The following is a 26,824-nucleotide window of genomic DNA, read 5'->3' as shown; positions in this document are numbered from 1 at the left end:
CGAAAATGACGGACGGGACGACCTGGGTCGGCGCCACCGCCAAGCAGATCTCGCGGGCGGTGCGGCGCGGCGACATCACCGCCACTCAGGTCGTCGCCGACCACCTGGAACAGATCGCCATCACCGACCCGTCGCTGGACGCGTTCCGCATCATCCGCGGCGGCGAGGCGATCACCGAGGCCGAGAAGGTCGACGACCAGGAGGACCTGTCGAACCTCCCGCTGGCCGGGGTGCCGGTCGCGGTGAAGGAGAACACGCCGGTCGCGGGCGTGCCGACGTGGAACGGCTCGGCGGCCGCCCGCACACCCGTGGCCGAGGAGGATCACGAGGTCGTGCGCCGGCTGCGCGGGGCCGGGGCGGTGGTCGTCGGCATCACCCGCATGCCCGAGATGGGGCTGTGGGCGGTCACCGACGAGGCCGACACGCCCACTCGCAACCCCTGGGACCGCGACCGTACGCCGGGCGGCTCCTCCGGGGGCTCGGCCGCCGCGGTCGCCGCCGGTCTGGTGCCGATCGCCCAGGGCAACGACGGCCTGGGCTCGATCCGCATCCCGGCCGCCTGCTGCGGGCTGGTCGGCCTCAAGCCCGGCCGCGGCGTCGTGCCGGCCGAGATGGGCATCACCAACTGGTACGACCTGGTCGAGAACGGCGTGCTCACCACCACGGTGGCGGACGCCGCGCTGGGCTTCTCGGTGCTGGCCGGCCGCGATCCGATCAAGCTGGTCGAGCCGAGCCGCCTGCGGGTGGGCATCTCGACCCGGTCACCCCTGCCCGGCGTGCGCGCCGACGAGCCCAACATGTCGGCCGTGACCACCGCGTCCAAGCTGCTGGTGCAGGCCGGGCACGACACGGTCACGGCTAACCCGCGGTATCCGCAGACGCTGGGCATCGGCACGCTGGCCACCTGGTTCGCGTCGGCCTACCGCGAGTCCGAGGCCTTCCAGCTGTCCCAGCTGCAGCCGCGCACCCGGCAGCATATCCGGATGGGCAAGTGGGCGCTGCGCAGCGGCCTGGTCCGCCAGTCGCAGCGCGACGCGTTCCGCGAGGCGTCCATCCGCTTCTTCGCCGACAACTCGATCGACCTGCTGCTGACCCCGGCGCTGGCCTCGGCGCCGCCGCCCGCCGACGGGTACGCCTCCGGCTCGTGGCGGCACAACATGTCGGTCAGCATGCGATACGCCCCGTTCGCGGCGCCCTGGAACATCGCGGGCCTGCCGGCCATCTCCGTCCCGGTCGGCACCCGGCCCGACGGGCTGCCGCTGGCCGTGCAGTTCGTCGGCCCGCCCGACTCCGAGGCGCTGCTGCTGGCCGTGGCCGGGCAGTTCGAGGTTCTCAACCCCTGGCAGCGGTTCGCCTTCGCGTAGGGGCAGTATTCAGGGAATGAACTCGCTCGACCTGCTCTCGCTGGCCGACATCCGGTCCGCGCGTGAGCTGCTCACCGACGTGGTCAAGACCACCCCGTTGATCTCGTCCCGCCCGCTCACCGAAATCACCGGCACCGACGTCTGGCTCAAGTGCGAGAACCAGCAGCGGGCCGGCTCGTACAAGGTGCGCGGCGCCTACACCCGGATCGCCCGGCTCTCCGCGGCCGAGCGGGCTCGCGGCGTGGTCGCGGCCAGCGCCGGCAACCACGCGCAGGGTGTGGCCCTGGCCGCCGGGCTGCTGGGCGCCCGCTCGACTGTGTTCATGCCCGAGGGCGCGCCGCTGCCCAAGGTCACCGCCACCCGGGGGTACGGCGCCTCGATCGAATACGCCGGCACCAGCGTCGACGACTCTCTCGTGGCCGCGCGCCTGTTTGCCGAGCAGACCGGTGCGGTCATGATTCACCCGTTCGACCACCCCGACGTGATCGCCGGGCAGGGCACGGTGGCCCTGGAGATCCTCGAGCAGTGCCCCGAGGCCACCACGATCGTCACCGCGGTCGGCGGCGGCGGGCTGATCTCGGGCGTCGCGGTCGCGGCCAAGGCCCTGCGGCCCGACATCCGGGTCGTCGGGGTGCAGGCCGAGAGCATCGCGGCGTATCCGCCCTCGCTGGCCGCCGGCGCCCCGGTCAAGCTCGAGCGCGGCGTCACCATCGCCGACGGCATCGCCGTGCTGCGGCCCGGCGACCTGCCCTTCGCGCACGTCAGCAAGCTGGTCGACGAGGTGGTCACGGTCTCCGACGAGGACCTGTCGGCCGCTCTGCTGGTGTTGCTGGAGCGGCACAAGATGGTGGTCGAGCCGGCCGGGGGAGCGGCCGTGGCCGCCCTGCTGACCGGCGCCTACGCCCCGCCCACGGACGGGCCGGTGGTGGCGATCCTCTCCGGCGGCAACATCGACCCCATGCTGCTGCTGCGCGTGATCGAGCACGGGCTGGCCTCGGCCGGGCGGTTCCTGCGGCTCGCGGTGCGCTGCACCGACCGGCCCGGCGAGCTGGCCCGGCTGCTCGGCGAGATCGCGGAGCAGCGGGCCAACGTGGTCGACGTGGCCCACTCGCGGCAGAGCCCGCGGCTGAGCTTCGGCGAGGCCGAGGTGGCGCTCTCGGTCGAGACCCGCGGGCCCGACCATTCGGCCGCGCTGATCAGCACGCTGCGCGACTCGGGTTATCAGGTGTCGCTGCAGGCCTGAGTTGTGAAAAAGGCCCGCGGGAACCCGCGGGCCTTCCACGCCGGGGTCAGCCCTCGAACGGGCCGAACTTCACCACTGTCACCTTGATGTCGGAGCCGCTGGGCGCCGTGTAGGTGACGGTCTGGCCCTCGCCCGCGCCGAGAATGGCGGTGCCGAGAGCCGACTCGGGGCTGTAGACCGTGAGGTCGGTGGTGGACGCGATCTCACGCGAGCCGAGCAGGAAGGTCTCGGTGTCGCTCTGGTCGTCGTCGAAATAGATCGTCACGACCGAGCCCGGGGTGACCTCGTTGGCGGTCTGGGCCTCGCCGACCTCGGAGGTGCGCAGGAACTCCTTTAGATAAAGGATCCGGCCCTCCTGACGGCTCTGCTCCTCACGGGCGGCGTGGTAGCCGCCGTTCTCGCGGAGGTCACCCTCCTCGCGACGCGCGTTGATCTCCGCGGCGATGGCGGGGCGACCGGCGATCAGCTCGTCGAGCTCGGCCTGCAGCCGGTCGTAAGCGTCCTGAGATAGCCAGGTCTTGGGCGCCTCTGAACTGGTCACGGTCGATCTCCTTGCTGGAACGGGCACGAGACAAAAAGGAAAAGCGCCCAACATCTCTGGCGGAGATGCTGAACGGAGCGAATTACTTAGCTTACCAGCGGTATGCGGGCCGCCAGATATGCACGATCTCGCACTATTCAAACGCGGGTTTCAGGCGGCGCGGCACTTCAGGACGTCGCCGACGCTGGCCCGGGCCGTGGTGGGCACGTCTTCCTCGGCGTCGATCACCGACGCGTCGCCGGCCGCCCGGACCACCACCGTGCGCCGCCCGACCTCGAACCCGTCGTAGTCGCGGGCGCGCAGGATGCACTCGGCGGCCCCGCCGGCCGGCACCCGCACCTTGAACTGGATGGTCAGCACGGTGGCGGAGGGCTCGTCCCAGCCGACGATCTGCGGGTCGTAGTCGGTCTGGCCGTATTGCTGGAAGAGCCGGACCGAGAGCACGAGCGAGGCCGCCACGACGACCACGAGCACGATGAGCGGCAGCACCGGCCGGCGGCGGCCGGAGCGGCGCTTGCCGTACCGTCCCGGCGGGAAGACCGGGTTTGTGGTGCGCGTCTCGCTCACCGGAACACCCTCTCGTGCGTTTCTTGTCGGGGGGATCCGCAAGAATGGCAGGGTCCATCTTCGCAGTCGACACCGGCCCGCCTGCCGCGGGTCAGGTCCGAGGAGACTTCAGTGGCCGAGCAGTTGCGTCTCATGACGGTGCACGCGCACCCCGACGACGAGTCCAGCAAGGGCGCCGCGACCATGGCGCGCTATGTGGCCGAGGGCGTCCGGGTGATGGTCGCGACGTGTACGGGTGGCGAGCGCGGCAGCATCCTCAACCCGAAGATGGACCGCCCCGACGTGCTGGAGAACATCTCCGAGATCCGCCGGGCCGAGATGGACCGGGCCCGCGAGATCCTCGGCGTCGAGCAGTCGTGGCTCGGCTTCATCGACTCCGGCCTGCCCGAGGGCGACCCGCTGCCCCCGCTGCCCGAGGGCTGCTTCGGCCTGCAGGATCCCGAGACCGCCGCGATCCCGCTGATCAAGCTGATCCGCGAGTTCCGCCCCCACGTCATGACGACCTACGACGAGAACGGCGGCTATCCGCACCCCGACCACATCATGTGCCACAAGGTGTCGGTGGTGGCCTTCGACGCCGCCGGCGACCCGGAGCGCTATCCCGAGCTGGGTGAGCCGTGGCAGCCGCTGAAGCTGTATTACAACTCCGGCTGGACGAGGGCGCGCATGCTCGCGCTGCACGAGGGCATGCTGGCGGCCGGGCTCGAGTCGCCGTACGCGGAGTGGCTGGAGAAGTGGTCCGACCGCGACGACCGCGGCGACAAGATCACCACGCGCGTCGAGTGCGGCGAGTTCTTCGAGACCCGCGACGAGGCGCTGCGGGCCCACGCCACCCAGGTCGACCCGGACGGCTTCTGGTTCAAGATCCCGCTCGAGCTCCAGCAGAAGGTGTGGCCGACCGAGGACTTCGAGCTGGCCCGCTCGCTGGTCGACAGCCCGGTGCCCGAGTCCGACCTCTTCGCGGGCATCCGCGAGTCGGTCGAAGCGCACTGACCTTCCCCGGCCCCCGCCCACCCACCCGGGGCCGCACCTAAGGCCAGTACGCTCTGCTCATGGACCTCACGGCGGTCAACGTAGCGGTCAACAACTTCGGCGACACCCGGTCGGGCGGCCTGGCCGGCCCGATGGGGCTGTTCGTCATCGTGCTCATGTCCATAGCGACTGTTCTGCTGATCCGCAACATGAACAAGCGCTTGCGTCGGCTTCCCGACAGTTTTCCTGACGCGAAGCAGACGCAGCGTGAGGCTGAGATCGCTCGGCTCAACGCGGATCTCGAGCGTTCCGACCGCGGTGAAGCCACTCACGACGTTGACGCGAGTCGATCCGACGCCCCCGCCACCGGTGCGGAGGACGAGGTCACGGGCGTTACTACTCAGGGTGACGGCGGCTCCGCAGACGGCGACAACCGTCGCGTTTGACCTCGTCGCGAACGGTGTGGGCCCGTCGGCCGACAGCACACACCGTATTGGTCTGACGTAAGGGCGATACGCGTCGTGCGTCAAGCCCTGTTGCGTTCATCGGTATTGATTTAGCCTTCCGCCGGGGGCTTAACCGCCCCCGATCCCTGCGCGGAAGGGGGCGCCGAAAATGACCATTCCCCGCCCGCGTTTTTCTCCACTGCAGATGCACGTGCATCCGCCAGTGCCGCTGTTCAGCCGGTGTTTTTCATGAGCGCCCCGCCGGTGGCCGAGGCCCGCGTCCGTCGATCCTGGATCGACGCGGCGGGTCTGGCCGGCCGCTCCCGGGGCGTTCGCGCGCTGACCGCCGCGGTCGCCGGCTCGGCCCTCCTGCTCGCCGTTCTCGGGGTGCTGCTGCCCGCCGACCGGCCCGCCGACCGTCCACTCACGCCCGTCGCCGGCGTCGCGCTCGCCGTGGCGCTGGCCGCGGCCGGCCAGCTGGCCCGGCTGCGCTTCCGGCTCGGCCGCGGTTTCGTCTCCGTGAGCTGGGGCGAGGCGGCCTTCATCATCGGCTTCGTGGTGGCGCCGCCCGGCTGGCTGCCCGCCGCGACCCTGCTCGGCGCGCTCGCCGCGTGGGCGCTGCTGTCCTGGTGGGACGCGCGTCGCAACGTCGCCGAGATGGCGCACCTGGCCGCGTCGCTGAGCCTCGGCACGGCCGGCGCCGCGCTGGTGGCCACCCTGGTCGCCGGTGACGCCCCGGTGCTCGGCACCACCACGTCGGTCGGGCTGGTCGCGGGCGCCCTGACCTATCAGGTCATCACCTTCGGGCTGGCCACGCTGACCCTCACGCTGCACCGGGACGCGCCCGCCGGGCAGATCCTCGTCCGGGCCTCGTACGCGAAGGTCCCGATGTTCGTCGGCAACGTGGCGGTCGGCCTGGGCGCCGTGCACGTGATGGTCGGCGGCCCGCTCTGGCTCCTCGCCTTCGCTCCCGGCCTCTGGCTGCTCCAGCGCACCTACCGGTTCCACCTGCGGGCCGAGGAGGAGCGCCGCATGTGGGAGGCGTTCTCGGCGGCCACGGCGACCCTGCCGGCCGGCACCGAGGCCGAGGTCGTGCGGGCCGGGCTGGGCGCCGCGCTCGACGTGTTCGGCGCGCGCCGGGTCGAGATCGAGGTGCGCGGCCGCGACGGCGAACGCCGCTACGCCGTGGACAGCCCCGGTCAGGACAACGCGGTGGCGGGCCTGCCCGGCCCGGCCATCACCCGGTCGATGGCGGTCGCCGGGGACACGGTCGGCGAGCTCACCGTCTGGCTGTCCGACCCCACCCTGCCGGTCCCGCGCGACGAGGCCGCCATCTCCGCGTTCGGCGACGCCCTGGCCGGCGCGCTGCACGACGCGGCGACCCGCACCCGGGTGGCCGAGCTCGAGGAACGGATCGCGCGCGACCTCACCGAGGACAGGCTGACCGGTTTGCTCAACCGAACCACGCTGCTGACCGAGGGCGACCGGCGGCTGCGCTCCTTCGACCGGCGCCGCCCGGTCGCGCTGCTGCTGCTCGACATCAACGACTTCCGCGAGGTCAACGGCACCCTGGGCCACCGGCACGGCGACGAGGTGCTGCGCACCGTGGCCGAGCGGCTGACCGAGCTGGCCCGCGCCGACGAGCTGGTCGCCCGCACCGGCGACGACGAGTTCGCGCTGTTCATCCCGACCGTGGCCACGTTGACCGACACCGACCTGGAGGCGCCGCAGCCGTCGCCGATCCCGATCGCCCTGCGCCGGGCCCGCGAGCTGGTCGAGCACCTGATCCGGCCGATGGAGGTGTCCGGCGTACGGCTGGCCGTCGAGGTGGCGGTGGGCGTCGCGGCCGGACCGGCCGGGCGGGCCGACCTGGGCGAGCTGGTGCGCCGGGCCTCGCTGGCCCTGCACACGGCCAAGCGGCAGCAGGTGTCGGTGTCCGTCTTCGACGCCGGTCAGGACGCGGTCACCACCGACGGGCTGGCCCTGCTGGCCGAGCTGCAGGACGCGCTGGCCGCCGACGACCAGATCCTGCTCAACCTGCAGCCCGCGGTCGACCTGGTCACCGCGGCGCCGACCGGGGTCGAGGCCCTCGTACGGTGGAAGCATCCGCGCCGCGGCCAGCTGTCGCCGACCGAGTTCATCCCGGCCGTCGAGCACTCGGCCGAGCTGCACACCGCGTTCACCGCCCGGGTGCTCGACCTCGCCCTGCAGGCCGCCGGCAGCTGGCACGCGGCCGGCGTCGACGTGCCGGTCTCGGTCAACGTGTCGGCCCGCAGCCTGCTCGACCCCGGCTTCCCGGCCCAGGTCAACGAGGCGCTGCGCCGGCATCGGGCGCCCGCCTCCCGGCTCGTGCTCGAGATCACCGAGTCGGTGGCGGTCAGCGAGGAGCGGATCGTCGACGAGGTGCTGGCCGAGCTGCGTGACAACGGCATCCAGCTGTCGCTCGACGACTTCGGCACCGGTTACTCGTCGCTCTCGATCGTCACCCGGGCCCCGGTCGACGAGATCAAGATCGACCGCTCCTTCGTCGACGACATGATCGAGTCCACGGCGGCCGAGGCGGTGGTCCGCGGCGCGGTCGAGCTGGGCGCGCGCCTGGGCGTACGGGTGGTGGCCGAGGGGGTCGAGACCACGGAGCAACGCGCGGCCCTCATCGCACTCAACTGCCCCTCGGCTCAGGGCTATCACTTCTGCAAGCCGATGCCGGCCGACCGGATCGTGTCGGCGCTGACCCAGCTGGCCGAGGCGGCCCCGGCCAACATCCGCCCGCTCCGCGCCGACGACGCCGTCTAGATCACTATCCTTCAGCCTCCGAGCCGACGACGCCCGGGAGTGAGAGGCTGGGGGCATGGCCAATCGTCTCGCCGGCGCGACCTCGCCCTACCTGCTGCAGCACGCCGACAACCCGGTGGACTGGTGGCAATGGTCCGACGAGGCGTTCGCCGAGGCCAGACGGCGTGACGTGCCGGTGCTGATCTCGGTCGGCTATGCGGCCTGCCACTGGTGTCACGTGATGGCGCACGAGTCCTTCGAGGACGAGAAGATCGCCGAGCTGATGAACGAGGGCTTCGTGTCGATCAAGGTCGACCGGGAGGAACGGCCCGACGTCGACGCCGTCTACATGACCGCCACCCAGGCGATGACCGGGCAGGGCGGCTGGCCCATGACCGTCTTCGCCACGCCCGAGGGCGACCCGTTCTTCTGCGGCACGTATTTTCCCAAGGCGAACTTCGCCAACCTGCTCGGCTCGGTCACCACGGCCTGGCGCGACCAGCGGCAGCAGGTGATCGAGCAGGGCGCCAACGTGGTCAAGGCGATCGGCGGGTCGCAGCTGGTCGGCGGGCCCAAGGCGCCGATCTCGTCCGAGCTGCTCACCTCGGCGGCCAACGGCCTGCTCAAGGATCAGGACACCACGCACGGCGGCTTCGGCGGGGCGCCCAAGTTCCCGCCGCACATGGCGATGCTGTTCCTGCTGCGGCACCACCAGCGCACCGGGTCGGAGGAGGCGCTCGAGGCCGTCCGGTTCGCGGCCGAGCGGATGGGTCGCGGCGGCATCTACGACCAGCTGGCCGGCGGGTTCGCGCGCTACTCGGTCGACGCGACCTGGACGGTGCCGCACTTCGAGAAGATGCTCTACGACAACGCGGTCCTGCTGCGGGCGTACACGCAGCTCTGGCGGCTCACCGGCGACCCGTTCGCCCGCCGGATCGCCGACGAGACGGCCGAGTTCATGCTGCGCGACCTGGGCACCCCGGAGGGCGGGCTGGCCTCCGCGCTCGACGCCGACGCCGCGGGAGTCGAGGGCCTGACGTACGCCTGGACCCCGGCCCAGCTCGTCGAGGTGCTCGGCGAGGACGACGGGAAGTGGGCGGCCGACCTGTTCCGGGTCACCGCCGAGGGCACGTTCGAGCACGGCAGCAGCGTGCTGGTGCTGGCCCGCGACATCGACGCGGCCGACCCCGCGCTGGTCGCCCGCTGGGGTGAGGTGCGCACCCGGCTGCTCGACGCGCGGGCCGGCCGCCCCCAGCCCGCCCGCGACGACAAGGTCGTGGCCTCGTGGAACGGGCTCGCCGTGACCGCGCTGGCCGAATACAGCATCCTGACCGGCTCGGCCCCGGATGCCGCGACGGCGATCGCCGAGGTGCTGGCGACCCGGCACGTGGTCGACGGGCGGCTGCGCCGGGTCTCGCGCGACGGGGTGGTCGGGGAGCCGGTGGGCGTGCTCGAGGACTACGGCTGCGTGGCCGAGGCATTCCTCGCCGTGCACCAGCTCACCGCCGACGCCGTCTGGCTCGACCGGGCCCGCGAGCTGCTCGACGCGGCGCTGGCCCACTTCCCGACCGGCGACGGCGGGTTCTACGACACCGCCGACGACGCCGAGCGGCTGGTCACCAGGCCCGCCGACCCGACCGACAACGCCACGCCGTCGGGGCTGTCGGCGATCTGCGCGGCCCTGGTCGCGTACGCGGCGCTGAGCGGCGAGCCCAGCTATCGCGAGGCGGCCGACGCGGCGCTGGCCACGGCCGGACCGGTGATCGGCTCGCACCCCCGGTACGCGGGATATGCGGCGGCGGTGGCCGAGGCGGCGCTGACCGGCCCGTACGAGGTCGCCATCGCGGCCCCGGCCGGGCAGGAGGGCCCGCTGCTGGCCGCGGCCCACCGGCACGCGCCCCCGGGCACGGTGATCGTCGCGGGCGAGCCCGACCGGCCCGGCGTGCCGCTGCTGGCCGACCGGCCGCTGCAGGGTGGCGTCCCCACGGCGTACGTGTGCCGGGGTTTTGTCTGTGACCGCCCGGCCACCAGTGTCGAGGAGCTGACCACCCGGCTGGGCTGAGCTGGGGCTTGGCTAGGCTGGGCGGGCGATGGATACCCGAACCGGTCTGCCCGTGGTCGGCATGGTGGGCGGCGGCCAATTGGCCCGGATGACCCACCAGGCCGCTATTGCTCTCGGCCAGTCTCTGCGCGTGCTGAGCGTCTCTCCCGACGACAGCGCCGCCCTGGTCGCGGCCGATGTGCGCATCGGCACCCATACCGACCTGGCCGCTCTGCGCGAGTTCGCGAAGGGGTGCGAGGCCGTCACCTTCGACCACGAGCATGTGCCTACGGCGCACATCGCCGCCCTGGAAGCCGAGGGGGTGAAGGTCTTCCCCGGCTCCGCCGCGCTGCTGTTCGCGCAGGACAAGGGCGAGATGCGTCGGCGGCTGGCTGACCTGGGTGCGCCGGTGCCGCGCTGGGCGCCGGTCTCTACCGCTTCGGACATTTCCGATTTCTCGGGTGGCGTGTGGCCGGTCGTGGCCAAGGCTACGCGTGGCGGATACGACGGCCGCGGCGTCTGGATGCTGTCGTCCGCCGGCGCGGCCGCTGATCTTGTGGCGACCGGCACGCCGCTGATCGTCGAGGAGAAGGTGCCGCTGCGGCGCGAGCTGGCCGCGCTGGTCGCCCGCTCCCCGTTCGGCCAGGTGGCGGCGTATCCGGTGGTCGAGACCGTGCAAAAGGACGGCATCTGTGTCGAGGTGCTCGCGCCGGCGCCGGGCCTCTCCGAAGCGCTGGCCCTCGAGGCTCAGCAGCTCGCGATCGACCTGGCCAACGCGCTCGGCGTGGTCGGCCTGCTCGCCGTCGAGCTGTTCGAGACCGACGGCGGGATCGTCGTCAACGAGCTGGCGATGCGGCCGCACAACTCCGGCCACTGGACGATCGAGGGCGCCCGGACGTCGCAGTTCGAGCAGCACCTGCGCGCGGTCCTCGACTACCCGATGGGTGAGACGTCGCTCACCGCGCCCGCCGTCGTGATGGCGAACGTGCTGGGCGGCGAGCCCGGCGGCATGTCCATCGACGAGCGGCTGCACCACCTCTTCGCCGAGGATCCGGGCGCCCGCGTGCACCTCTACGGCAAGCTCGTGCGGCCCGGCCGCAAGATCGGGCACGTGACCGTGCTCGGTGACGACATGACCTCGGTGCGGGCCCGCGCGGTCCGCGCCGCCCAGTGGCTTCAGGAAGGCCGATAAATGGCGCCCCGCGTCGGGATCATCATGGGCAGCGACTCCGACTGGCCCACGATGGAGGCCGCAGCCGTCGCGCTGGCCGAGTTCGAGGTGCCGTTCGAGGTCGGCGTGGTCTCGGCCCACCGTACGGTCGGCAAGATGGTCGATTATGCCTCGTCGGCCGCCGAGCGGGGCCTGCAGGTGATCATCGCGGGCGCCGGGGGAGCGGCCCACCTGCCGGGCATGGTGGCCGCGCTGACCCCGCTGCCGGTGGTCGGGGTGCCGGTGCCGCTCAAGCACCTCGACGGCATGGATTCGCTGCTCTCGATCGTGCAGATGCCGGCCGGGGTGCCGGTGGCGACCGTGTCGATCGGCGGGGCGCGCAACGCGGGCCTGCTCGCCGTGCGCATCCTCGGCGCCGCCGACCCGCTGCTGCGCACCAAGATGGCCAACTTCCAGGCCGGGCTCGAGAAGCTCGTGGCCGAGAAGGACGCCGCGCTCCGGGAACGCCTGCTCGGGTAACGTGCTCCTATGCGGCGCTGGACTCCTGCGGTCATTCTGATCGCGGCCGGGCTCGTGGGCGGTGTGCCCATGATCGTCAGTGGCTCGGTGGTCGGTGGCGTGCTGGTTTTGGCGGCTTTCGTCCTTTTCGGAGTGCTGATCTCGCCGCCAGCCTTCCCGCGCTCGGTCACCGACGCCGACGCGCGCGCCGCCCAGGCCACCGACGGCCGCCCGATCATCTATTGGCGGCCCGGCTGCCCGTATTGCCTGCGCATGCGCACGGTGCTGGCGCGCAAAGCGGGCCGCTATCACTGGGTCGACATCTGGAGCGACCCCGCGGCCGCCGCATCCGTACGGGCTGTGGCCGACGGCAACGAGACGGTGCCCACGGTCGTCACGCCCGAGCGGTCCTATGTGAACCCCTCGCCGCGGTTGGTTCAAAACCTTCACTGAGCGCTCGAATCCCGTTCGTCTCCGGCTCCTACGCTTGATCCATCGAACTCTGGTGGAGTGTGGCCCTCGCGGCGCTCGGTATCGTGGTGCCGACGATCGCGGCGATCTACGAATTCCTGGTCAAGGGTCGTAAGCGACTGGGCTATCGGGTCCAGATGGACACCACGGCCAACGACGTGGGCGAGACGGCGGCGCCAGGTGCGCTGGGCGAGCTCAGCAAGGACGGCGTCGCGCTGGTCGACCCCAGCATCGTGCTGCTGCGCATCGAGAACACCGGCCGCACCAACATCGACGAGCACGACTACGCCGTACGGGATGACGACCACGCCGGCATCCGGGTGAGCTTCCCCGGGCGGCGCGTCGTGGGTGTGGTCGTCACCGAGCTCAGCGACGAGAACCTGCGGTCGAGCCTCGGCGGCCTGACCGTACGGGATGATCTGGTCGAACTGCCCAAGGTGCCGATGAACCGGCACGACCACTACAAGCTGCTGGCCGCCCTCGACAGCGCCGACGGCACCAAGAAGACCGACGGGGCGTATCCCGACCCGATGGTGGTCGGCACGATCAAGGGCGGGGTCGGCGGCGGGCGCATCATCGAGACCCGCAGCCGCCTCGGCACGTCGAAGCGGGCCATGGCGCTCATCGCGTTCCTGGCGGTGCTGGTTGTCGCGCAGTCGGTCGTCTTCTTCCGCAGCAGCGACGAGCTGCCGATCGACTGCGCGTCGGGCCGGCTGGCGATCGGCGGGTCGACCGCCTTCGAGCCGGTGGTACGCGAGGCGGCCCGCTCCTATCAGGACGCGTGCACGGCGGCCGAGTTCGACTTCGAGATGCGCGGCAGCGGCGAGGGGCTGTTGTCGCTCGACAAGGCCGGCGAGGGCGCGGAGATGCTGGCCTTCTCGGACGGCGAGAAGCCCGACGGCATGCCCGGACTGGTGGCCCGGCCGATCGCGTTCGTGCTGTTCACGCTGGTGGTCAACGCGGACACCGGGGTGCGCGACCTGAAGGCGGAGCAGATCCGCAGGCTGTACCGCGGCGAGATCACCAACTGGAAGCAGATCGGCGGGCGGGACGAGGCCGTGCGGTTGATCAGCCGCAACCCGGGCTCGGGGACTCGGGCCGCCTTCCAACGCCGAGTGCTCGACGGCCTGCGGGAACCGGGCAGCAATTCGGACATTGCCGTGATACGGATCCTGGGTCGCCCGGCGGGGTGGTGCGATGCGCCCGCAACTCGACCGAAGACGTGTTGCGCGCCGTAGCGGAGACACCCGGTGCACTCGGTTACAGCGAACTCGGCGCGGCCACCGACCGTGAAGGCCTGGCCCTGGTCCGCATCGACGGCCACCAGGCCACAGTCGTCGACGCCGACCACGGCACATACCCGTTCTGGGAAACCGAACTCGGCTACACCAACGGCGACCCGGACGCCCATTCGCTGGCGGCCAGCTTCCTGCGCTACCTGACGAACCAGGTCGGCGCCGACATCATCCGAGCCCACGGCGACCGCCCGTGCGCCGAACTGGCCAACCCCCAACTCTGCCACCCCAACCCGATGCCCCTCGCCGACTGATCTCGCATTTGCTCCCGTCAATTTCAATGGCCGTATGGCGAGGCGGCCGCACGGCGGAAACGACGACCCACCCGCCGATCACGGCGAAACGAGGCCGCGTTCGGGCGGTGGAGGCGATCCACGGTCGGTGCGCGCCGCGCAGGACAGGGCCGAGGGCACGGCGCGGGACGGTCGTGCCGGCGCCGGGCGCGGAGATCGCGCCGCTGACCTTGTTACTGAGCGGACCGGAACCCCGGGTGGCACGCCGAGCGGCCACACCACCGGCATTCCTCGCCGGGCCGACGCTTCAGGCCGGCGGTCCATTGATCGGGAGAACTCGGCAGCCGTGATCATCGCTGATCAGGGCTACGAGATCAGGCAGAACCCGACGCCAGGCGAGGTGGCCGGGGCCAGGCGGGAGTTCGGCGATACCGGCCGGCCCGAGACCCGGCCTGATTACTTGATCGAGGGCCGGGTCTTCGACTGCTATTCGCCCGACGACGGTAAGCCGGTCCGAGGTATCTGGTCGGAGGCGTCCGACAAGGTTGAGGACGGGCAGACGCAGCGAGTGATCGTGAACCTGGCGGACTGGTCCGGGGATCTCGGTGCCCTACGGCGACAATTCATGGACTGGCCAATCGAGGGGCTCAAGGAAGTGAAGGCCATCACCCGGGACAGGGAGATCGTGCAGCTCGATCTGCCTGGGGTGGGCGAGGAAGGGGCATGACGGAATGGCGATCGAATATTCGCTGACTCTCGCCGGGGACACACCGGTCGAGCAGGTCGCGGAGCGGGCCGTGCCCGAGGTGGACTACCGCCCGACGGGAACCGCGCCGTTGCTGGCGGCCGACCTCAATGACCGGCAAGGATTCGGACTGACCGTGCGTGCCGGGCAGAGCCGCTACATCAGTGTTCACGGCGATGACGGCTGGTGGGAGTGGGAGCCGAGCCCGTACGTCTCGGTCGGTTTTCGCTTCGCCAAGCAGGTGGAGGACATCGACTGGCAGGTGCGGAACATGCTCACCGTCGTCCGGCGCGTGCTGGACTCGGGCGCCGAAGATGCCGCGTTCTCGTTCAACGGCGACAACTTGCTGCTGACCCGGTTCGACGGCGTGATCACCAAGCACCGGCGCGAGAAGTGGTGGGAGCACTACGACGGGGCTGACCAGGTGATTCCTGGCTGAGCGGTAAATCGGTGGCTGTCGGCGCGGGGGTGGCCTACGGTCGGGCGACAGACCTGCTGTGGGGGTGCGTTGTATGAGGGTTCTTGCCGGTTCTGAGCTGACCATTCGTTCGTCCGGCGTTAGGAATTCTCGAAGTGGATCTTCCGCGTAGTTTTGTCATTCGTGAGCAGTGGCACCGTGTTCACAATCCGATCGATGAGGTGAAGCTGGCCCTGCTCGGGCGGGTGCTGCGCCTGCGGCCCGGCATGACCATGCTCGACCTGGCGTGCGGCACCGGTGAGATGTTGTGCACCTGGAGCCGGGAGCACGGCATTTCCGGTACGGGTGTCGACATCAGCACGGTCTTCGTCGAGCAGGCTCGGGAGCGGGCCGCGGAGCTGGGCGTGGCCGAAAGCGTGAACTTTGTGCACGGCGATGCGGCCGGGTTCGTGTCGGCCGAGCCTGTCGACGTGGCCGCCTGCATCGGGGCGACCTGGATCGGTGACGGGCTGGACGGCACCGTCGAGTTGCTGGAGCGCAGCCTGCGTCCGGGTGGGCTGTTGCTGATCGGGGAGCCGTTCTGGCGGGAGGATCCGCCCGACGAGGCCGCGGTGCGGGGCTCCCATGCTGCGAAGAAGGACGACTTCACCGACCTGCCGGGCCTGGTGGCGTCGTTCGGCCGGCTGGGCTGGGATCTGGTCGAGATGGTGCTGGCCGACCCGGACAGCTGGGACCGTTACACCGCGGCCCAGTGGCTCACCGTCCGCACCTGGCTCGACGAGAACCCGGAGGACGAGCTGGCCGCCGACTTCCGAGCCGAGCTCGACACCGCGCCGCTCAACTATGTGCGCTATCAGCGGCGCTACCTGGGCTGGGGCGTGTTCGCCCTGAAGAAGCGCTGACTTAGAGTGCCAGGGTGATCTTCCTGAGCGAGGCCACCCTGGCCGGGCCGGAGCTGGAGAGCCTGTACGAGATCTGCTGCTCGCGGCCCGAGTATTGGCGTCTCAGCGGCGACCTCGACCTCGACGCCTTGTCCCGCGCCGAGGTCGAGGCGGTGCTCAGCGACGACACGGTCGTGGCCCGGGACGCCGGCGGCCGGGTGGTCGGGTTCGCTCAGCTGCTCGACGAGCATCCGGTCGACGGTCACCCGTGGATCGGGCTGTTGCTGGTGGACGGTCGCCTCGATCGCCAGGGGCACGGCCGCGCCATCGTCGAGGCGATCGAGGAACGCTACCGGTCGAAGGGCGCCACCGCGTTGCGCCTCGGGGTGCTGGTCAACAACGAGCCGGCGTACGCTTTTTGGCAGGCCGTCGGCTATCGGCAGATCGACCTGCGCCCCGACCTCACCAAATCCCGGCCGACCCGGGTGATGGAGAAGCGGGTGGCGCGGGAACCCGGGGGCCGCGGGCTCACCGGACGTCTTCGTTGAGGCTGACCACGGCGTGGTTGTGGAAATAGTCGTCCTCGTGCAGGGTCGTGACGCCGCCGGCTGAGAAGCGGAACGCGACCCGGCCCGCCGCCTCCAGAGGCATCTCGATCCAGGCCGCCAGCACGAACGTCGCGGCCATGCCGTGGGTGACGATCACCTGGTGGGCCGCGTCCGACTCGAGGATGCGGCCGAGCGCGGCATAGACCCGTACGGCAAGGTCGTGTTTGGTCTCGGCGCCGGGCACGCCCTCGTCGTGGCGCATGCGCTCACCGTCGCGCGGCGGCGGCACAAAACGGGCATCCAGCCAGGCCTGCGGGCGGCCACCGGCTTCCCCGTACGACTTCTCGCGCAGCCCGCGGTCGAGGATGACCTCGGTGTCCAGGCGAGCGGCGATGATCTCGGCGGTGCGACGGGTGCGCAGCAGGTCGGACGAGTGAATCTCGGCACCGGGGGCACGGGTCGCGAGCACGTCGGCGATCTTTGCCGCGTGGGCGGCTCCGCGGGGCGTGAGATCGGAGTCGAACCAGCCGCCGACCAGGCCGTCGACGTGGTGGGTGGCCTCGGGATGGGTGACTACGTGAAGCGTGCGCATGCCCGTAAATGTAGGGTCGGGTACGTGATCACGTGCGTCGTGCACTACACGATCGACCCGGAGCGGATCGAGGCGTTCGAGCGCTTCGCCCGCGAATGGATGCGGCTCGTGGCCAAGCACGGCGGCCTGCACCACGGCTATTTCCTGCCCGCCGAAGGGGCCAGCGATCGGGCCGAGGCGTTGTTCAGCTTCGAGAGCTTGGCGGCCTATGAGCGGTATCGCGCGCTGTTCGGCCACGACCCGGAGTTCATCGCGGCCGACCGCATCCGCGACGAGTCGCAATGCGTCCTGCGCTACGAACGCACCTTCATGCGCCCGTTGCTCCCAACCGACTGAGCAGCAGCCAAGGCCAACCGAACAAGCCGCGGCCCAGGTCCGGCCGAGTGTGGCGCGCCCAAGTCCGGTCGGGCGGGCGGCGGCCTGAGTCCGGCTGAGTGTGGCGCGCCCAAGTCCGGTCGGGCGGGCGGCGGCCTGAGTCCGGCTGAGTGTGGCGCGCTCGAGCCCGGTCGAGCGAGTGGCGGTCCAAGTCCGGCCGAGTGAGCGGGGGTCCAAGTTCGGACGAACGGCGGCGCGGGCCCGAAAGAGCGAGCCGCGGCCCGAGTCCTGCCAAGTGAACCGGGCCCACGCTTGGGCGAACGGCGGCGCGGACCCAAAGAGCGAGCCGCGGCCCACGTCCGGCCGAGTGCGGCGCGCCCGAGTCCGGCCGAGCGAGCCGCGGTTCAAGTCCGGCCAAGTGAGCGGGGTCCAAGTCCGGCCAAGTGAGCGGGGTCCAAGGCCGGGCGAACGGCGGGGCGGGCCCGAAAAGAGCGAGCCGCGGCTCCAGCGGCGCGGGCCCACAGGTGTGGTGCGGCGTGAGCGCGACCGGCAAAAGTCGCGTACGTAGCAGGGAGCGTTCCCGCCGGGCCCACCCGTAGCGGGCGCGCGGAGCGTCACCACCCACCCGGCCGGGTCTGTCGAAGCAGAGCGCGTTGGAGAACTCGTACGAAAAAGGTTTTATCGCCTTCGACCAGCGCAGGATGACGCCGAGGGGCGCGCGAAGAACGCCCTAGCGCATTCGGACCAAGGCTCCGCGCAGGCCTTCGCGGGTGCGGCGGCGGTTTTCGTTCGTGGCGCCGACCCAGAGCAGGATGACGCCGAGTGGCACCAGCACGAGCCAGGGGCCGACCAAGGTCGTGGCGAAGTGGACGGCGGCGATGATGGTGGCGACCGCGCCGACGACCACGGGGGCCTGCTGGCGGTTGCGGGAGCCGATGATCAGCGTGGCCACGGCGGCCAGCAGCAGCAGGACCTCGCGCAACTCGCCGCCGTCGCCGGCCAGGACGATGCCGATCGTGGGGACGAACGCGGCCAGCAGCGCCGGGCCGTAGGCGACCCAGCTGCTCAGGTCGGGGCGGTCGCGCGACTCGATGACGCCGACCAGCAGGGCCAGGGCGGCGAAGGGCAGCGTGTACGCCTCGGGCAGCGCGACGTCGGCCAGGGCGATGAACAGCCACCAGCCGACCACTTCGAAGCCGACCGCCGTCCAGAACAGGGCGCGGCGCTGGTTGGGCGGGCGGCCGACGCGGGCGGCGGCCAGGCCGAGCACGGCGCCCCAGGCGGCCAGCATGGCGGCCAGGTGGGCGGGGGAGTCGAACGCCATGACGCCGGCGATCAGTGCGGACGCGTAGCCGCTCCACTCGATCGTCGTGGCCTCGGTGCGATATTGCGGGAGGCCCAGCCGGGGCACGGTGGCCTCGAGGATCAGCAGGGCGGCGCCCACGGCGAGCACGCCGAACGCGGCCCACGGGCGTTCCACCCCGGCGGCGATCGCGGCCGTGAGCACGAAGAACTGGCCCATGACGGCGGCGAAGACCCAGCCCAGCACGCGGGCGAAACGGCTGCGGCCGGCCAGCGCGGCGGCCAGGCCGACGAAGATCGCGCAGCCCAGCGTGAGCAGGGTGAGGCGCTGCTGGGCGAGGCTGCCGGCCAGGCCCGCGTTGCCGGCGAGCAGGCCGATCACGAAGACGATCGTGCGGACCGTGCCGAGCAGCGACGAGCGGCGGCCGGCCGGTGGCGGGGTGAGGGCCAGGCCGAGCATCGAGATCGTGAAGACGACCAGGGCCGCGGTGGTGGCCGTCGGATACGGCGCGTGCAGCGCGATCGGGGTGATCAGGATGGTGATCGCCAGGCCCGGCATGATCACCGGCACGGTCTCGGACGCGCGGCCGCCGAAACCGATCGCGGCGAGCGCGGCGGCCCCGGTGAGCAGCACGATCGCGAGGACGCTGGTGCCGTCGACGTAACCCGACGAGGGCGCGGCCAGCGCGGGGATCGGGCCGTCCCAGATGTGCCGGAGCTGGCCCAGCGGGTCGATCAGGGCGGCTCGCAGCGCCGGGGCGATCGAGAAGATGGCCAGGATGGTGGGCACCAGGGCCAGCACGACGGCGCTGGTGGCCGGGTCGACCAGCCAGCGGCCGGTGAGCCCGAGCGGGCGGGCCGTCGTCCAGCGGCGGGCGCGATAGCTGCTGCCCGAGAACGCGCCCTCGCGGGCCAGCGTGAGACCGGGGGCGGGGATCGAGCCGCGCAACAACTCGGCCATCACGCCGAGCAGGGCCGCGGCCGCCGCGTAGAGGGCCGTGGGGTGCGGGGTCGGGATCGACGCGAACGCGGTGATCGTCGCGCCCAGCACCAGGCCGACCGTGGCCCACGGCAGGAACTGCGGGATGTAGCGGCCGGCCAGCGCGAGCATGGCCAGGCTGAGGCTGGACGCGGCGAGGGCGGCGGTGAGCACGATCAGCGCGCTGTGGGCCTGGTCGGCGGCGACCGAGGCGAGCACGCCGGGCAGCGCCAGCATGATCGCTCCGGTGGCGGCCCCGCCGATCTGGGCCCGGTGCCGCGGCATGCCGGTGTCGTCGCGGGCCAGGTCGGCCTCGGTGATCGTGGACGGTGACCAGAACCGGCCGGGCGGGGGCAGCGGGGTGCCGGGCGGCGGGTCCTCGATCGGGGCGACCCGCGTGCGGGCCATGACCGCGGCGAGGGCGCCGATCAGCACGACGACCAGCAGCGCCAGGGCGGTCGACCAGGGCCGGGCGAGCGCCGAGACGACGGCGTGCAGCAACACGACGGCGGCCGCCCCGGCGCGGCACAGGGCGGCGATCGGGTCGATCGTGGCCACGGCGGCCATCGCGTACGCCACGCCGACCGCGCCGCCGATCAGCAGCGGCGACCACCAGGGCAGCCCGAGCGCGAACGGGGCGCCGATCGCGGCCAGCGCCCCGGCGATCGCGGAGAACAGGTGTGACCACGGGCGGGGCGCGGCCAGGGCGGCGGCGATCGCGATCGCGACCAGGCAGAACGGGGCCTGCCAGGCGCCCGGGCCGGGGGCGGGGACCCGGCTGAGGTCGGCGTCCCAGAGGTCGGCCGGGACCGAGAGCATGCGGACGGCGCCGGCCAGCGCCAGGTAACCGGCGATCGCCCCGACCACGGCGCCGGCGACGGCGAGCCCGCGGTTGGGGCCGCGCGCCCAGTCCTCCGGCAGGACGGCCACGGCGAGCGCGACGATCAGCACGACGACACCGGCCACGGCCAGCGGGGCCTGCGGGAACGCGAGCGCGAAGACCCGGGCCAGCGCGCCGCAGATGGCGACCGTGGCGGCCGCGGCGGCGATGTCGGGACCGTCGAGCACCCGGTCGCTGCGCCGGCCGTTGTCGATCGACTTCGAGAAGAACAGCAGACCGGCCGCGACCAGCAGCAGCGCGCCGACCCAGACGTCGGGTGCGGTGGCGCCGGGCGCGAGCAGGGCGGCCAGAGCCAGCGAGATCGCGCCGAGACCGGTGCCCGCGGTGAGCGGCAGGCTGATGTCGCGGCGGGCCACCTGGAACACGGCGGCGTAGCTGAGCGTGGCCGCCACGGCCAGGAAGCCGACGGCCAGGGCGGGCACGGTGACCGCCTCGGTGGCGGGCGGGCCGTCGCCGCGGTCGGACACGGCCAGCGCGGCGCTGACCACGGCCCCGGGCAGGGCCAGCGCGGCCGCGCCGGCGGCCCAGTCGCCGACCAGCCAGGCATAGAGCCGGATGGGGATCTGGCGGGCGGCCACGGCGATCATCACGCCCGCGCCGGCCAGCGCGGTCAGCACGGCGGCGGTCAGCCAGGCCGCGCCCAGGGCGGCGCCGGCCCCGAAGAAGCCGACCACCCCGGCCGCGGCGACGTGCACGATCGCGATGCGCCGGGTGGTCGCGGCCAGCCCGGCCGCGCCGATGCCGACCGCGGCGATGACCAGCGGCCAGGGCGCCTCCGACCAGTTCAGGGTGAGCGAGGCGGGCAGGGCCAGGGCGGTCAGCGCGATGCCGATCACCGCGCCCTCGTGCCGCACGCTGGGCGGCAGGGCCAGGGCGGCGGCGATGGTGACCAGCAGCGCGCTGAAGGCGAGCAGCCAGCCCAGATCGCCCGCGGCCTCGGCCATCCGCTGCGCGTAGTTCGCCGTCTCGGCGTGCCAGACCGGGCGGGCGGCCTGCAGCGGCTCGAGCGCGGCCCGCAGGCAGTCGATCACCAGGATCACGCCGATGAGGCCGAGCGCGACCGCCGAGGCGATCTGCGGGCCCCGGCGCACCTCGGCCGGCACCATGGTGACCACGGCGCCGGTGACCGCGACGGCGGCCGCGGCGACGGCCAGCGTCCAGTGCGGCGAGACGACGTCGGCGATGCGGGCGGTCGCGCCGATCACGGCCAGGGCGAGCACGCCGCCGGCGATGTTGCGGGCGACCTGATTCTCCAGCAGATAGGCCGCGGCGGCGCCGGTGAGCGCGGCCAGCACCAGCACGAGGCCGGAGCGCAGCGCGTCGGGCAGCACCTGAGCCTGCAGCAGCGCCACCGACGAATAGAGCAGGGCGCCGGCGCTGGCCACGCAGAGCAGCGCGAAGGTCAGCTCGCGGAGCCAGTCGGCCGACGGCGGGGTGGCCGGCGGGGCCAGCGGCACCGAGCCGGCCGGCGGCGCGTCGCCCGGGCGCGGGCCCGGGAAGATGCGGGAGCGCAGCCAGTTGCGGCGGCGCGAGCCGGACAGGCCCGGGATGATCAGGTCGGGTTCCTCGCCCGCGGTCTCGGGGCGCTCGGGCGGATCCTCGGCCAGGGCCGCCGGATCCTGCGCCCGGCGGTCGGCCGGGCCCGGGCGGCCCCACGGCCAGCGGGGCAGCAGCCGGCCCTTGCGGATCACCGTGGTCAGCAGCAGCAGGTCGAGCACGGCGACCACGGTCAGGGCCATGCCCCAGCCGGCCGGGCTCTGGATCATCGGGTCGGCCAGCAGCAGCGGCACCGGCTGGACGGCCACGACCGTCGCGTAGCGCGGCGCGGCGAGCCGGGTGGACCCCGCGTAGACGAAGGCGGCCACGGCCGTCAGCGCGAAGGTGATGCCCAGATAGAGCGGGACGGGCACGCTCTCGCCGCCGGTGACCGAGCTGCCGTGCAGGGCGAACAGGGTCAGCGGGAGCAGGATGAGGCCGACCCAGGCCACCGTCTCGCCGGTCGAGCTCAGCCCGCGCTTGGCGATGCCGGGCGCCACGGCCAGGGCGATCGCCGTGCACAGGGCGAGGATGAAGGCCCGGGCGAACGGGTTGTTGACCGCCACCCCGGCGAAGACCACCGCGGCCACGCCGATGAGCAGGGCGCCCAGGGCGAGCAGGATGTTTTGCACCGACTGGGAGGAGGCCTCGGGCGGGTGGTGCTCGGCGCCGGTGAACCCGGCCGAGCGGCGCGGCGGCGGGGCGACCCGCTCGGTCGGGGGCGGGTCGTCGACCAGCACGGTGACGCCGTCGGTGGCGACCCCGGGCGGGCCCGTGTGCGGCGAGCCGGGCGGCGCCCAGTCGGGCCGGGAGCCGGCCTGGCGGGCCGCGCGCGGGGGCGGCGGAGGCTCGCCGCCGGCCGGTGGGGCGCCCGTGGGCGGGGGCGGTGGCGGCGGGAACTCGTCGGACCCGCGGCGGCGCGGGCGCCGGGTCTTGGCCGTCTTCTTCTGCTGGTTGGCGTGGGAGAGGATGTCACGCTGGAACTGCGCCGCCTGGATCTTGGCGGCGATCTGCGTGCGCTCCTTGGCCGCCGCCATGTCCCGGATCTTCAGATCCGCGATCGAGGCCTCGATCCGGGCCAGCTCATCGTCGTAGCCGTCGGGCTGTCCACCCTGCGCCGCCACGGAACCTCCTCGACCTGCCCGCTCACCGGTCTGACTAGAGCATGCCGGTACGACATTCATTAGAACAGGCTCACGGCGGTCGACATCTATAGAAAACGCGCAGACGGCTACATCGGCGGGCGTCCCATTCCCCGGTACGTCCAGCCCGCCCGGTGCCACTGCTCCCGGTCCAGGCAGTTCCGCCCGTCGATGACCTGCCGCTCGGCGACCAGTTCGCCCAGGAGCACCGGGTCGGCGTTGCGGAACTCGGCCCACTCGGTCGCGACGACCACGAGAGAGACGTCCGTCACGGCAGCGGCCAGGCTGGGGGCGTACGAGAGAAGGGGTTGGGCGGCCTTGGCGTTGGGCATGCCCTGCGGGTCGTAGATGTGGACGTCGGCACCCGCCGAGGTCAGCGCGCCTGCCACGGCGAGGCTCGGCGCATCCCGTACGTCGTCGGAATTGGCCTTGAACGTCGCGCCCAGCACGGCGATCCGGGCGCCGGACAGATCGGGACCGGCCGGACCAACCGGTCTGTTCAGCAACTCCGCGGCCAGCGTGAGCGCCCGCCCCCGCCGCCGGGTGTTGATCAGATCGACCTCGTGCAGGAAGCGCAGCGCCTCACCCGCACCCAGCTCCTGCGCGCGGGCCTGGAAGGCGCGGATGTCCTTGGGCAGGCAGCCGCCGCCGAAACCCAGCCCGGCCTGCAGGAAGCGGTTGCCGATGCGCGGGTCATAACCGATCGCCCGGGCCAGCAGCGTGACATCGCCCCCGGCCACCTCGCAGACCTCGGCCATCGCGTTGATGAAGCTGATCTTCGTGGCCAGGAACGCGTTCGCGGCCACCTTGACCAGCTCGGCGGTGGCGAAATCGGTGACCACCACCGGCACGTCCCGGTCCTCGGTCGCGGCCAGGTCGAACACGCCCTTGTGGGCGGCGTGCAGCCGGTCGCGGGCCCACTCCGAGCGCACCCCGGCGACGATCCGGTTGGGGCGCAGCACGTCCTCGACCGCGTACCCCTCCTGCAGGAACTCGGGCGACCAGGCGACCTCGACGCCCAGGGCGGGGTCGGCGTGCTTGGCCACCAACTGCTCGACCCAGGCGGCGGTGCCCACCGGGACGGTCGACTTGCCCACGATCAGCGCGCGGCGGGTCAGCAGCGGGGCCAGGGTCGTCACGACCGACTCGACGAAGGTGAGGTCGGCGCTCATCCCGTCCGGGCGCTGCGGGGTGCCCACGCAGATGAAGTGCACGTCGGCGAACTCGGCCACCTCGGCCATCGACGTGCCGAAGGTAAGCCGGCCCGCGGCCAGGTTGCGGCGCAGCAGGTCGTCCAGCCCGGGCTCGTGAAACGGGGCCTGCCCGGCGGCCAGCTTCGCTATCTTCGCGTCGTCGACGTCGTAACCGAGCACCTCGTAGCCCAGCTCGGCGAAACAGGCGGCGTAGGTGGCGCCGAGGTAACCGGTGCCCAGAAATGACAAACGCATCACGTCCGGCATAACGACCGGACATCTGGTGGGCGTACGCTACGCGCCAGTAACATAGCGGGGACTGCTTGAGTGAAGGGACCAGGGGCATGAGTGAGTTCGACGTCTACCAGCTGCCGGAGGACCACGAGACCATCCGCGCCGCGGTGCGCGAGGTGTGTGACGCGCGGGTGGCGCCGAACGCGGCCGAGGCCGACGAGACGGGCGAGTTCCCCAAGGCCTCGTACGACGCACTCCGCTCGAGCGACTTCCACGCCCCGCACATCCCGGTCGAATACGGCGGCGCCGGCGCGGACGCCCTGGCCACGGCGATCGTGATCGAGGAGGTGGCGCGGGCCTGCGGGTCGTCGTCGCTGATCCCGGCGGTCAACAAGCTGGGTACGATGCCCCTGCTCATCTCGGCCTCGGAGGACCTCAAGCAGCGCTACCTGCCCAAGGTGGCCTCGGGCGAGGCCATGTTCTCGTACTGCCTGTCCGAGCCCGAGGCCGGTTCCGACGCGGCCGCGATGACGACCCGGGCAGTCCGCGACGGTGACTTCTTTGTTTTGAATGGCGTGAAGCGCTGGATCACCAACGCCGGCGTCTCCGAGTACTACACGGTCTTCGCGGTCACCGACCCCACCGCCCGCTCCCGGGGCATCTCGGCCTTCGTCGTCGAGAAGTCGGACCCGGGGGTCAGCTTCGGCGCGCCCGAGAAGAAGCTCGGCATCAAGGGCTCGCCCACCCGCGAGGTCTACTTCGACAACGTACGGATCCCGGCCGACCGCATGATCGGCGATGAGGGCACCGGCTTCGCGACCGCCATGAAGACCCTCGACCACACGCGCGTGACGATCGCCGCGCAGGCCCTCGGCATCGCTCAGGGCGCGCTCGACTTCGCGAAGAACTACGTGAAGGAGCGCAAGCAGTTCGGCAAGCCGGTCGCCGACTTCCAGGGCGTGCAGTTCATGCTGGCCGACATGGGCATGAAGCTCGAGGCGGCCCGCCAGCTGACGTACGTGGCCGCCGGCAAGAGCGAACGCGGCGACGCCGACCTGACGTACTTCGGCGCGGCCGCGAAGTGCTTCGCCTCCGACGCCGCAATGGAAATCACGACCGACGCGGTCCAGTTGCTCGGCGGATACGGCTACACGCGCGACTACCCGGTCGAGCGGATGATGCGCGACGCCAAAATCACCCAGATCTACGAGGGCACCAACCAGGTCCAGCGCGTCGTAATGGCCCGCCAGATGCTCAAGGACTGACCGTGGAAGGCCGTGGCCAGACCGGATCGGCCTGGCCACGGCGTTCTCAGTTGGCGCGGACCACTGCGGTTGACGGGTCGCCGTCGACGGCGGCGGCCATTTGGGGGACCAGTTTGTCGAGCAGGTAGGGCAGGCTGAGCACCGAGATGAATGAGGTCGCGGCGCCCACCTCCTCGTTGTTCTCGACGTAGAGGGCGCGCCCCTCGGTCTTAACCGCCAGCTTCGAGTACAGCGGGTCGGCCTCGACCTTGGCCTTGTCGGTGTCGTACTTGTCGACGATCCAGACCAGCATGTCGACGTCGAGCAGGTCAGTGCGTTCCTTCGAGAGGTTGGCCCCGAACTCCTTGCCGGTGATCTCGTCGAGGCCGGCCGGCAGCGTGAAGCCGAGGTCGGCCAGCAGGCGGCCGCGCGGGTCCTGGGTGCCGTAGACCCAATAGCCCTCGTCCGTGGTGGCCATCAGCCCCGTCTTCCCGGCGAACGCGGGGTTGTCCTGCTTGACCTGCGCGATCCGGGCCTCGGTGTCGGTGACCAGCTTCTCGGCCTGGGCCTTGCGCCCGACCGCCGCGCCGACCGTACGGGTCAGTTCCTGCCAGCCGACGCCATAGTCGACCTGGTCCTTGGGCTGGGCGACGGTCGGCGCCATCTTCGACAGTTTGGCGTAGTCCTCGGCGGTGAGCCCGCTGTAGACGGCCAGGATCAGGTCGGGCTTGAGGGCCGCGACCTTCTCGAACTCGACGCCGTCGGTCTGCGCCATCACCTGGGGCTTCGGCGCCGAGCCGAGCGCCGCCTCGGCCCACGGCCAGATCGCGCCCGGCTTCTCGCCGAACCATTCGGTGGTGCCGACCGGCACGATGCCCAGCGCGAGCAGCGCGTCCTGCTCGACCAGGCCGACGGTGACGATCCGCTTGGGCTCGGATTTGATCTCGGCGGTGCCGAACTTGTGGGCGACCGACACGGGGAAGGCGTCACTGGCCGAGGAACTGCTGCCGGCCGCCGGTTCATCGTTTGCGCTGTTCGGTCCGCACGCGGTCAGCGTGAGGAGAAGTCCCACGGCTGCCAGCCGGATAGTGAGAAGCCGCATGGGCTGGCCCCTTTCAACGTTTGCTGAGGGCCGAGTGTAGGTTAGCCTCACCTAAACAAAGAACCCATGGAGTGAACG

Annotated in this window: 23 protein-coding genes; 17 read left to right on the top strand and 6 right to left on the bottom strand. The window is 71.8% G+C overall.

Annotated elements, in window-relative coordinates:
- The first annotated feature begins 5 nt into the window (after positions 1–5).
- Positions 6–1,364 carry an amidase gene (locus JKJ07_RS21440; RefSeq protein WP_202993470.1) on the top strand — a complete coding sequence of 453 codons (1,359 nt, stop codon included), beginning with the start codon at positions 6–8 and terminating at the stop codon, positions 1,362–1,364.
- Between the two features lie 16 nt (positions 1,365–1,380).
- Entirely contained in the window at positions 1,381–2,607 is a 1,227-nt protein-coding gene (ilvA, locus tag JKJ07_RS21435; RefSeq protein WP_202993468.1) for a threonine ammonia-lyase, read from the top strand.
- A gap of 46 nt (positions 2,608–2,653) precedes the next feature.
- On the opposite strand, the gene greA is transcribed toward ilvA, so the two are convergent.
- On the bottom strand, positions 2,654–3,202 hold the full coding sequence (greA, locus tag JKJ07_RS21430; RefSeq protein ID WP_236029660.1) for a transcription elongation factor GreA: 549 nt from the start codon (positions 3,200–3,202) through the stop codon (positions 2,654–2,656).
- Positions 3,203–3,298: 96 nt separating this feature from the next.
- Positions 3,299–3,715 (bottom strand): DUF4307 domain-containing protein, encoded by a 417-nt coding sequence (locus JKJ07_RS21425; RefSeq protein ID WP_202993464.1) that lies wholly within the window; start codon positions 3,713–3,715, stop codon positions 3,299–3,301.
- 111 nt (positions 3,716–3,826) lie between these two features.
- Between JKJ07_RS21425 and mca the strand changes: the two genes are divergently transcribed.
- From mca to JKJ07_RS21360, 13 genes are all read left to right on the top strand, one after another.
- Complete coding sequence (gene mca, locus JKJ07_RS21420) at positions 3,827–4,708, top strand: mycothiol conjugate amidase Mca (protein WP_202993461.1); 882 nt, start codon at positions 3,827–3,829, stop codon at positions 4,706–4,708.
- Between the two features lie 59 nt (positions 4,709–4,767).
- A complete protein-coding gene (locus tag JKJ07_RS21415) occupies positions 4,768–5,133 on the top strand; it encodes a hypothetical protein (RefSeq protein ID WP_202993452.1) in 366 nt (121 codons plus the stop codon).
- A gap of 249 nt (positions 5,134–5,382) precedes the next feature.
- Positions 5,383–7,926, top strand: a complete 2,544-nt coding sequence (locus JKJ07_RS21410; RefSeq protein ID WP_202993450.1) for a putative bifunctional diguanylate cyclase/phosphodiesterase — start codon at positions 5,383–5,385, stop codon at positions 7,924–7,926.
- Positions 7,927–7,981: 55 nt separating this feature from the next.
- The gene (locus JKJ07_RS21405; protein WP_202993448.1) at positions 7,982–9,967 is read left to right on the top strand and encodes a thioredoxin domain-containing protein; all 1,986 of its coding nucleotides are present in this window, start codon (positions 7,982–7,984) and stop codon (positions 9,965–9,967) included.
- A 28-nt stretch (positions 9,968–9,995) separates the two neighbouring features.
- Entirely contained in the window at positions 9,996–11,138 is a 1,143-nt protein-coding gene (locus tag JKJ07_RS21400) for a 5-(carboxyamino)imidazole ribonucleotide synthase (protein ID WP_202993446.1), read from the top strand.
- Complete coding sequence (purE, locus tag JKJ07_RS21395; RefSeq protein ID WP_202993444.1) at positions 11,139–11,636, top strand: 5-(carboxyamino)imidazole ribonucleotide mutase; 498 nt, start codon at positions 11,139–11,141, stop codon at positions 11,634–11,636.
- 9 nt (positions 11,637–11,645) lie between these two features.
- Positions 11,646–12,068, top strand: a complete 423-nt coding sequence (locus JKJ07_RS21390) for a glutaredoxin domain-containing protein (protein WP_202993438.1) — start codon at positions 11,646–11,648, stop codon at positions 12,066–12,068.
- 59 nt (positions 12,069–12,127) lie between these two features.
- Complete coding sequence (locus tag JKJ07_RS51790) at positions 12,128–13,324, top strand: substrate-binding domain-containing protein (RefSeq protein ID WP_202993436.1); 1,197 nt, start codon at positions 12,128–12,130, stop codon at positions 13,322–13,324.
- On the top strand, positions 13,312–13,635 hold the full coding sequence (locus JKJ07_RS21380; RefSeq protein ID WP_202993434.1) for a type 2 periplasmic-binding domain-containing protein: 324 nt from the start codon (positions 13,312–13,314) through the stop codon (positions 13,633–13,635). Before JKJ07_RS51790 ends, JKJ07_RS21380 begins: the two co-directional genes overlap by 13 nt.
- Before the next feature lie 265 nt (positions 13,636–13,900).
- Entirely contained in the window at positions 13,901–14,341 is a 441-nt protein-coding gene (locus tag JKJ07_RS49990; protein WP_438871437.1) for a CdiA C-terminal domain-containing protein, read from the top strand.
- Between the two features lie 4 nt (positions 14,342–14,345).
- Positions 14,346–14,798 carry a SitI3 family protein gene (locus tag JKJ07_RS21370; RefSeq protein WP_202993431.1) on the top strand — a complete coding sequence of 151 codons (453 nt, stop codon included), beginning with the start codon at positions 14,346–14,348 and terminating at the stop codon, positions 14,796–14,798.
- A gap of 134 nt (positions 14,799–14,932) precedes the next feature.
- A complete protein-coding gene (locus JKJ07_RS21365; protein WP_307834342.1) occupies positions 14,933–15,679 on the top strand; it encodes a methyltransferase domain-containing protein in 747 nt (248 codons plus the stop codon).
- Positions 15,680–15,693: 14 nt separating this feature from the next.
- Positions 15,694–16,206, top strand: coding sequence for a GNAT family N-acetyltransferase (locus JKJ07_RS21360; RefSeq protein WP_202993429.1), 513 nt, complete (start codon positions 15,694–15,696; stop codon positions 16,204–16,206).
- Here the strand turns inward: JKJ07_RS21360 and JKJ07_RS21355 are convergent.
- Positions 16,187–16,798: a histidine phosphatase family protein gene (locus tag JKJ07_RS21355; RefSeq protein WP_202993427.1), complete on the bottom strand. Its 612-nt coding sequence runs from the start codon at positions 16,796–16,798 to the stop codon at positions 16,187–16,189. The genes JKJ07_RS21360 and JKJ07_RS21355 overlap by 20 nt on opposite strands.
- 24 nt (positions 16,799–16,822) lie before the next feature.
- Between JKJ07_RS21355 and JKJ07_RS21350 the strand changes: the two genes are divergently transcribed.
- Entirely contained in the window at positions 16,823–17,134 is a 312-nt protein-coding gene (locus JKJ07_RS21350) for an NIPSNAP family protein (RefSeq protein ID WP_202993425.1), read from the top strand.
- A gap of 709 nt (positions 17,135–17,843) precedes the next feature.
- Here JKJ07_RS21350 and JKJ07_RS21345 read toward each other — a convergent pair.
- Together JKJ07_RS21345 and JKJ07_RS21340 are read right to left on the bottom strand one after the other, a co-directional pair.
- Positions 17,844–22,955: an SCO7613 C-terminal domain-containing membrane protein gene (locus JKJ07_RS21345; RefSeq protein WP_202993423.1), complete on the bottom strand. Its 5,112-nt coding sequence runs from the start codon at positions 22,953–22,955 to the stop codon at positions 17,844–17,846.
- A 107-nt stretch (positions 22,956–23,062) separates the two neighbouring features.
- The gene (locus JKJ07_RS21340; protein ID WP_236029658.1) at positions 23,063–24,421 is read right to left on the bottom strand and encodes a UDP-glucose dehydrogenase family protein; all 1,359 of its coding nucleotides are present in this window, start codon (positions 24,419–24,421) and stop codon (positions 23,063–23,065) included.
- Between the two features lie 89 nt (positions 24,422–24,510).
- Between JKJ07_RS21340 and JKJ07_RS21335 the strand changes: the two genes are divergently transcribed.
- Positions 24,511–25,665, top strand: a complete 1,155-nt coding sequence (locus JKJ07_RS21335; protein ID WP_202993419.1) for an acyl-CoA dehydrogenase family protein — start codon at positions 24,511–24,513, stop codon at positions 25,663–25,665.
- A 46-nt stretch (positions 25,666–25,711) separates the two neighbouring features.
- Here JKJ07_RS21335 and JKJ07_RS21330 read toward each other — a convergent pair whose 3' ends face one another.
- Complete coding sequence (locus JKJ07_RS21330; protein ID WP_202993412.1) at positions 25,712–26,746, bottom strand: iron-siderophore ABC transporter substrate-binding protein; 1,035 nt, start codon at positions 26,744–26,746, stop codon at positions 25,712–25,714.
- Positions 26,747–26,824 lie beyond the last annotated feature (78 nt).

It is taken from the genome of Paractinoplanes lichenicola, assembly GCF_016785085.1.
Classification (GTDB): Bacteria; Actinomycetota; Actinomycetes; order Mycobacteriales; family Micromonosporaceae; genus Actinoplanes; species Actinoplanes lichenicola.
The sequence above is the reverse complement of the archived record's forward strand: the minus strand, read 5'-3'. Positions and strand labels throughout refer to the sequence as shown.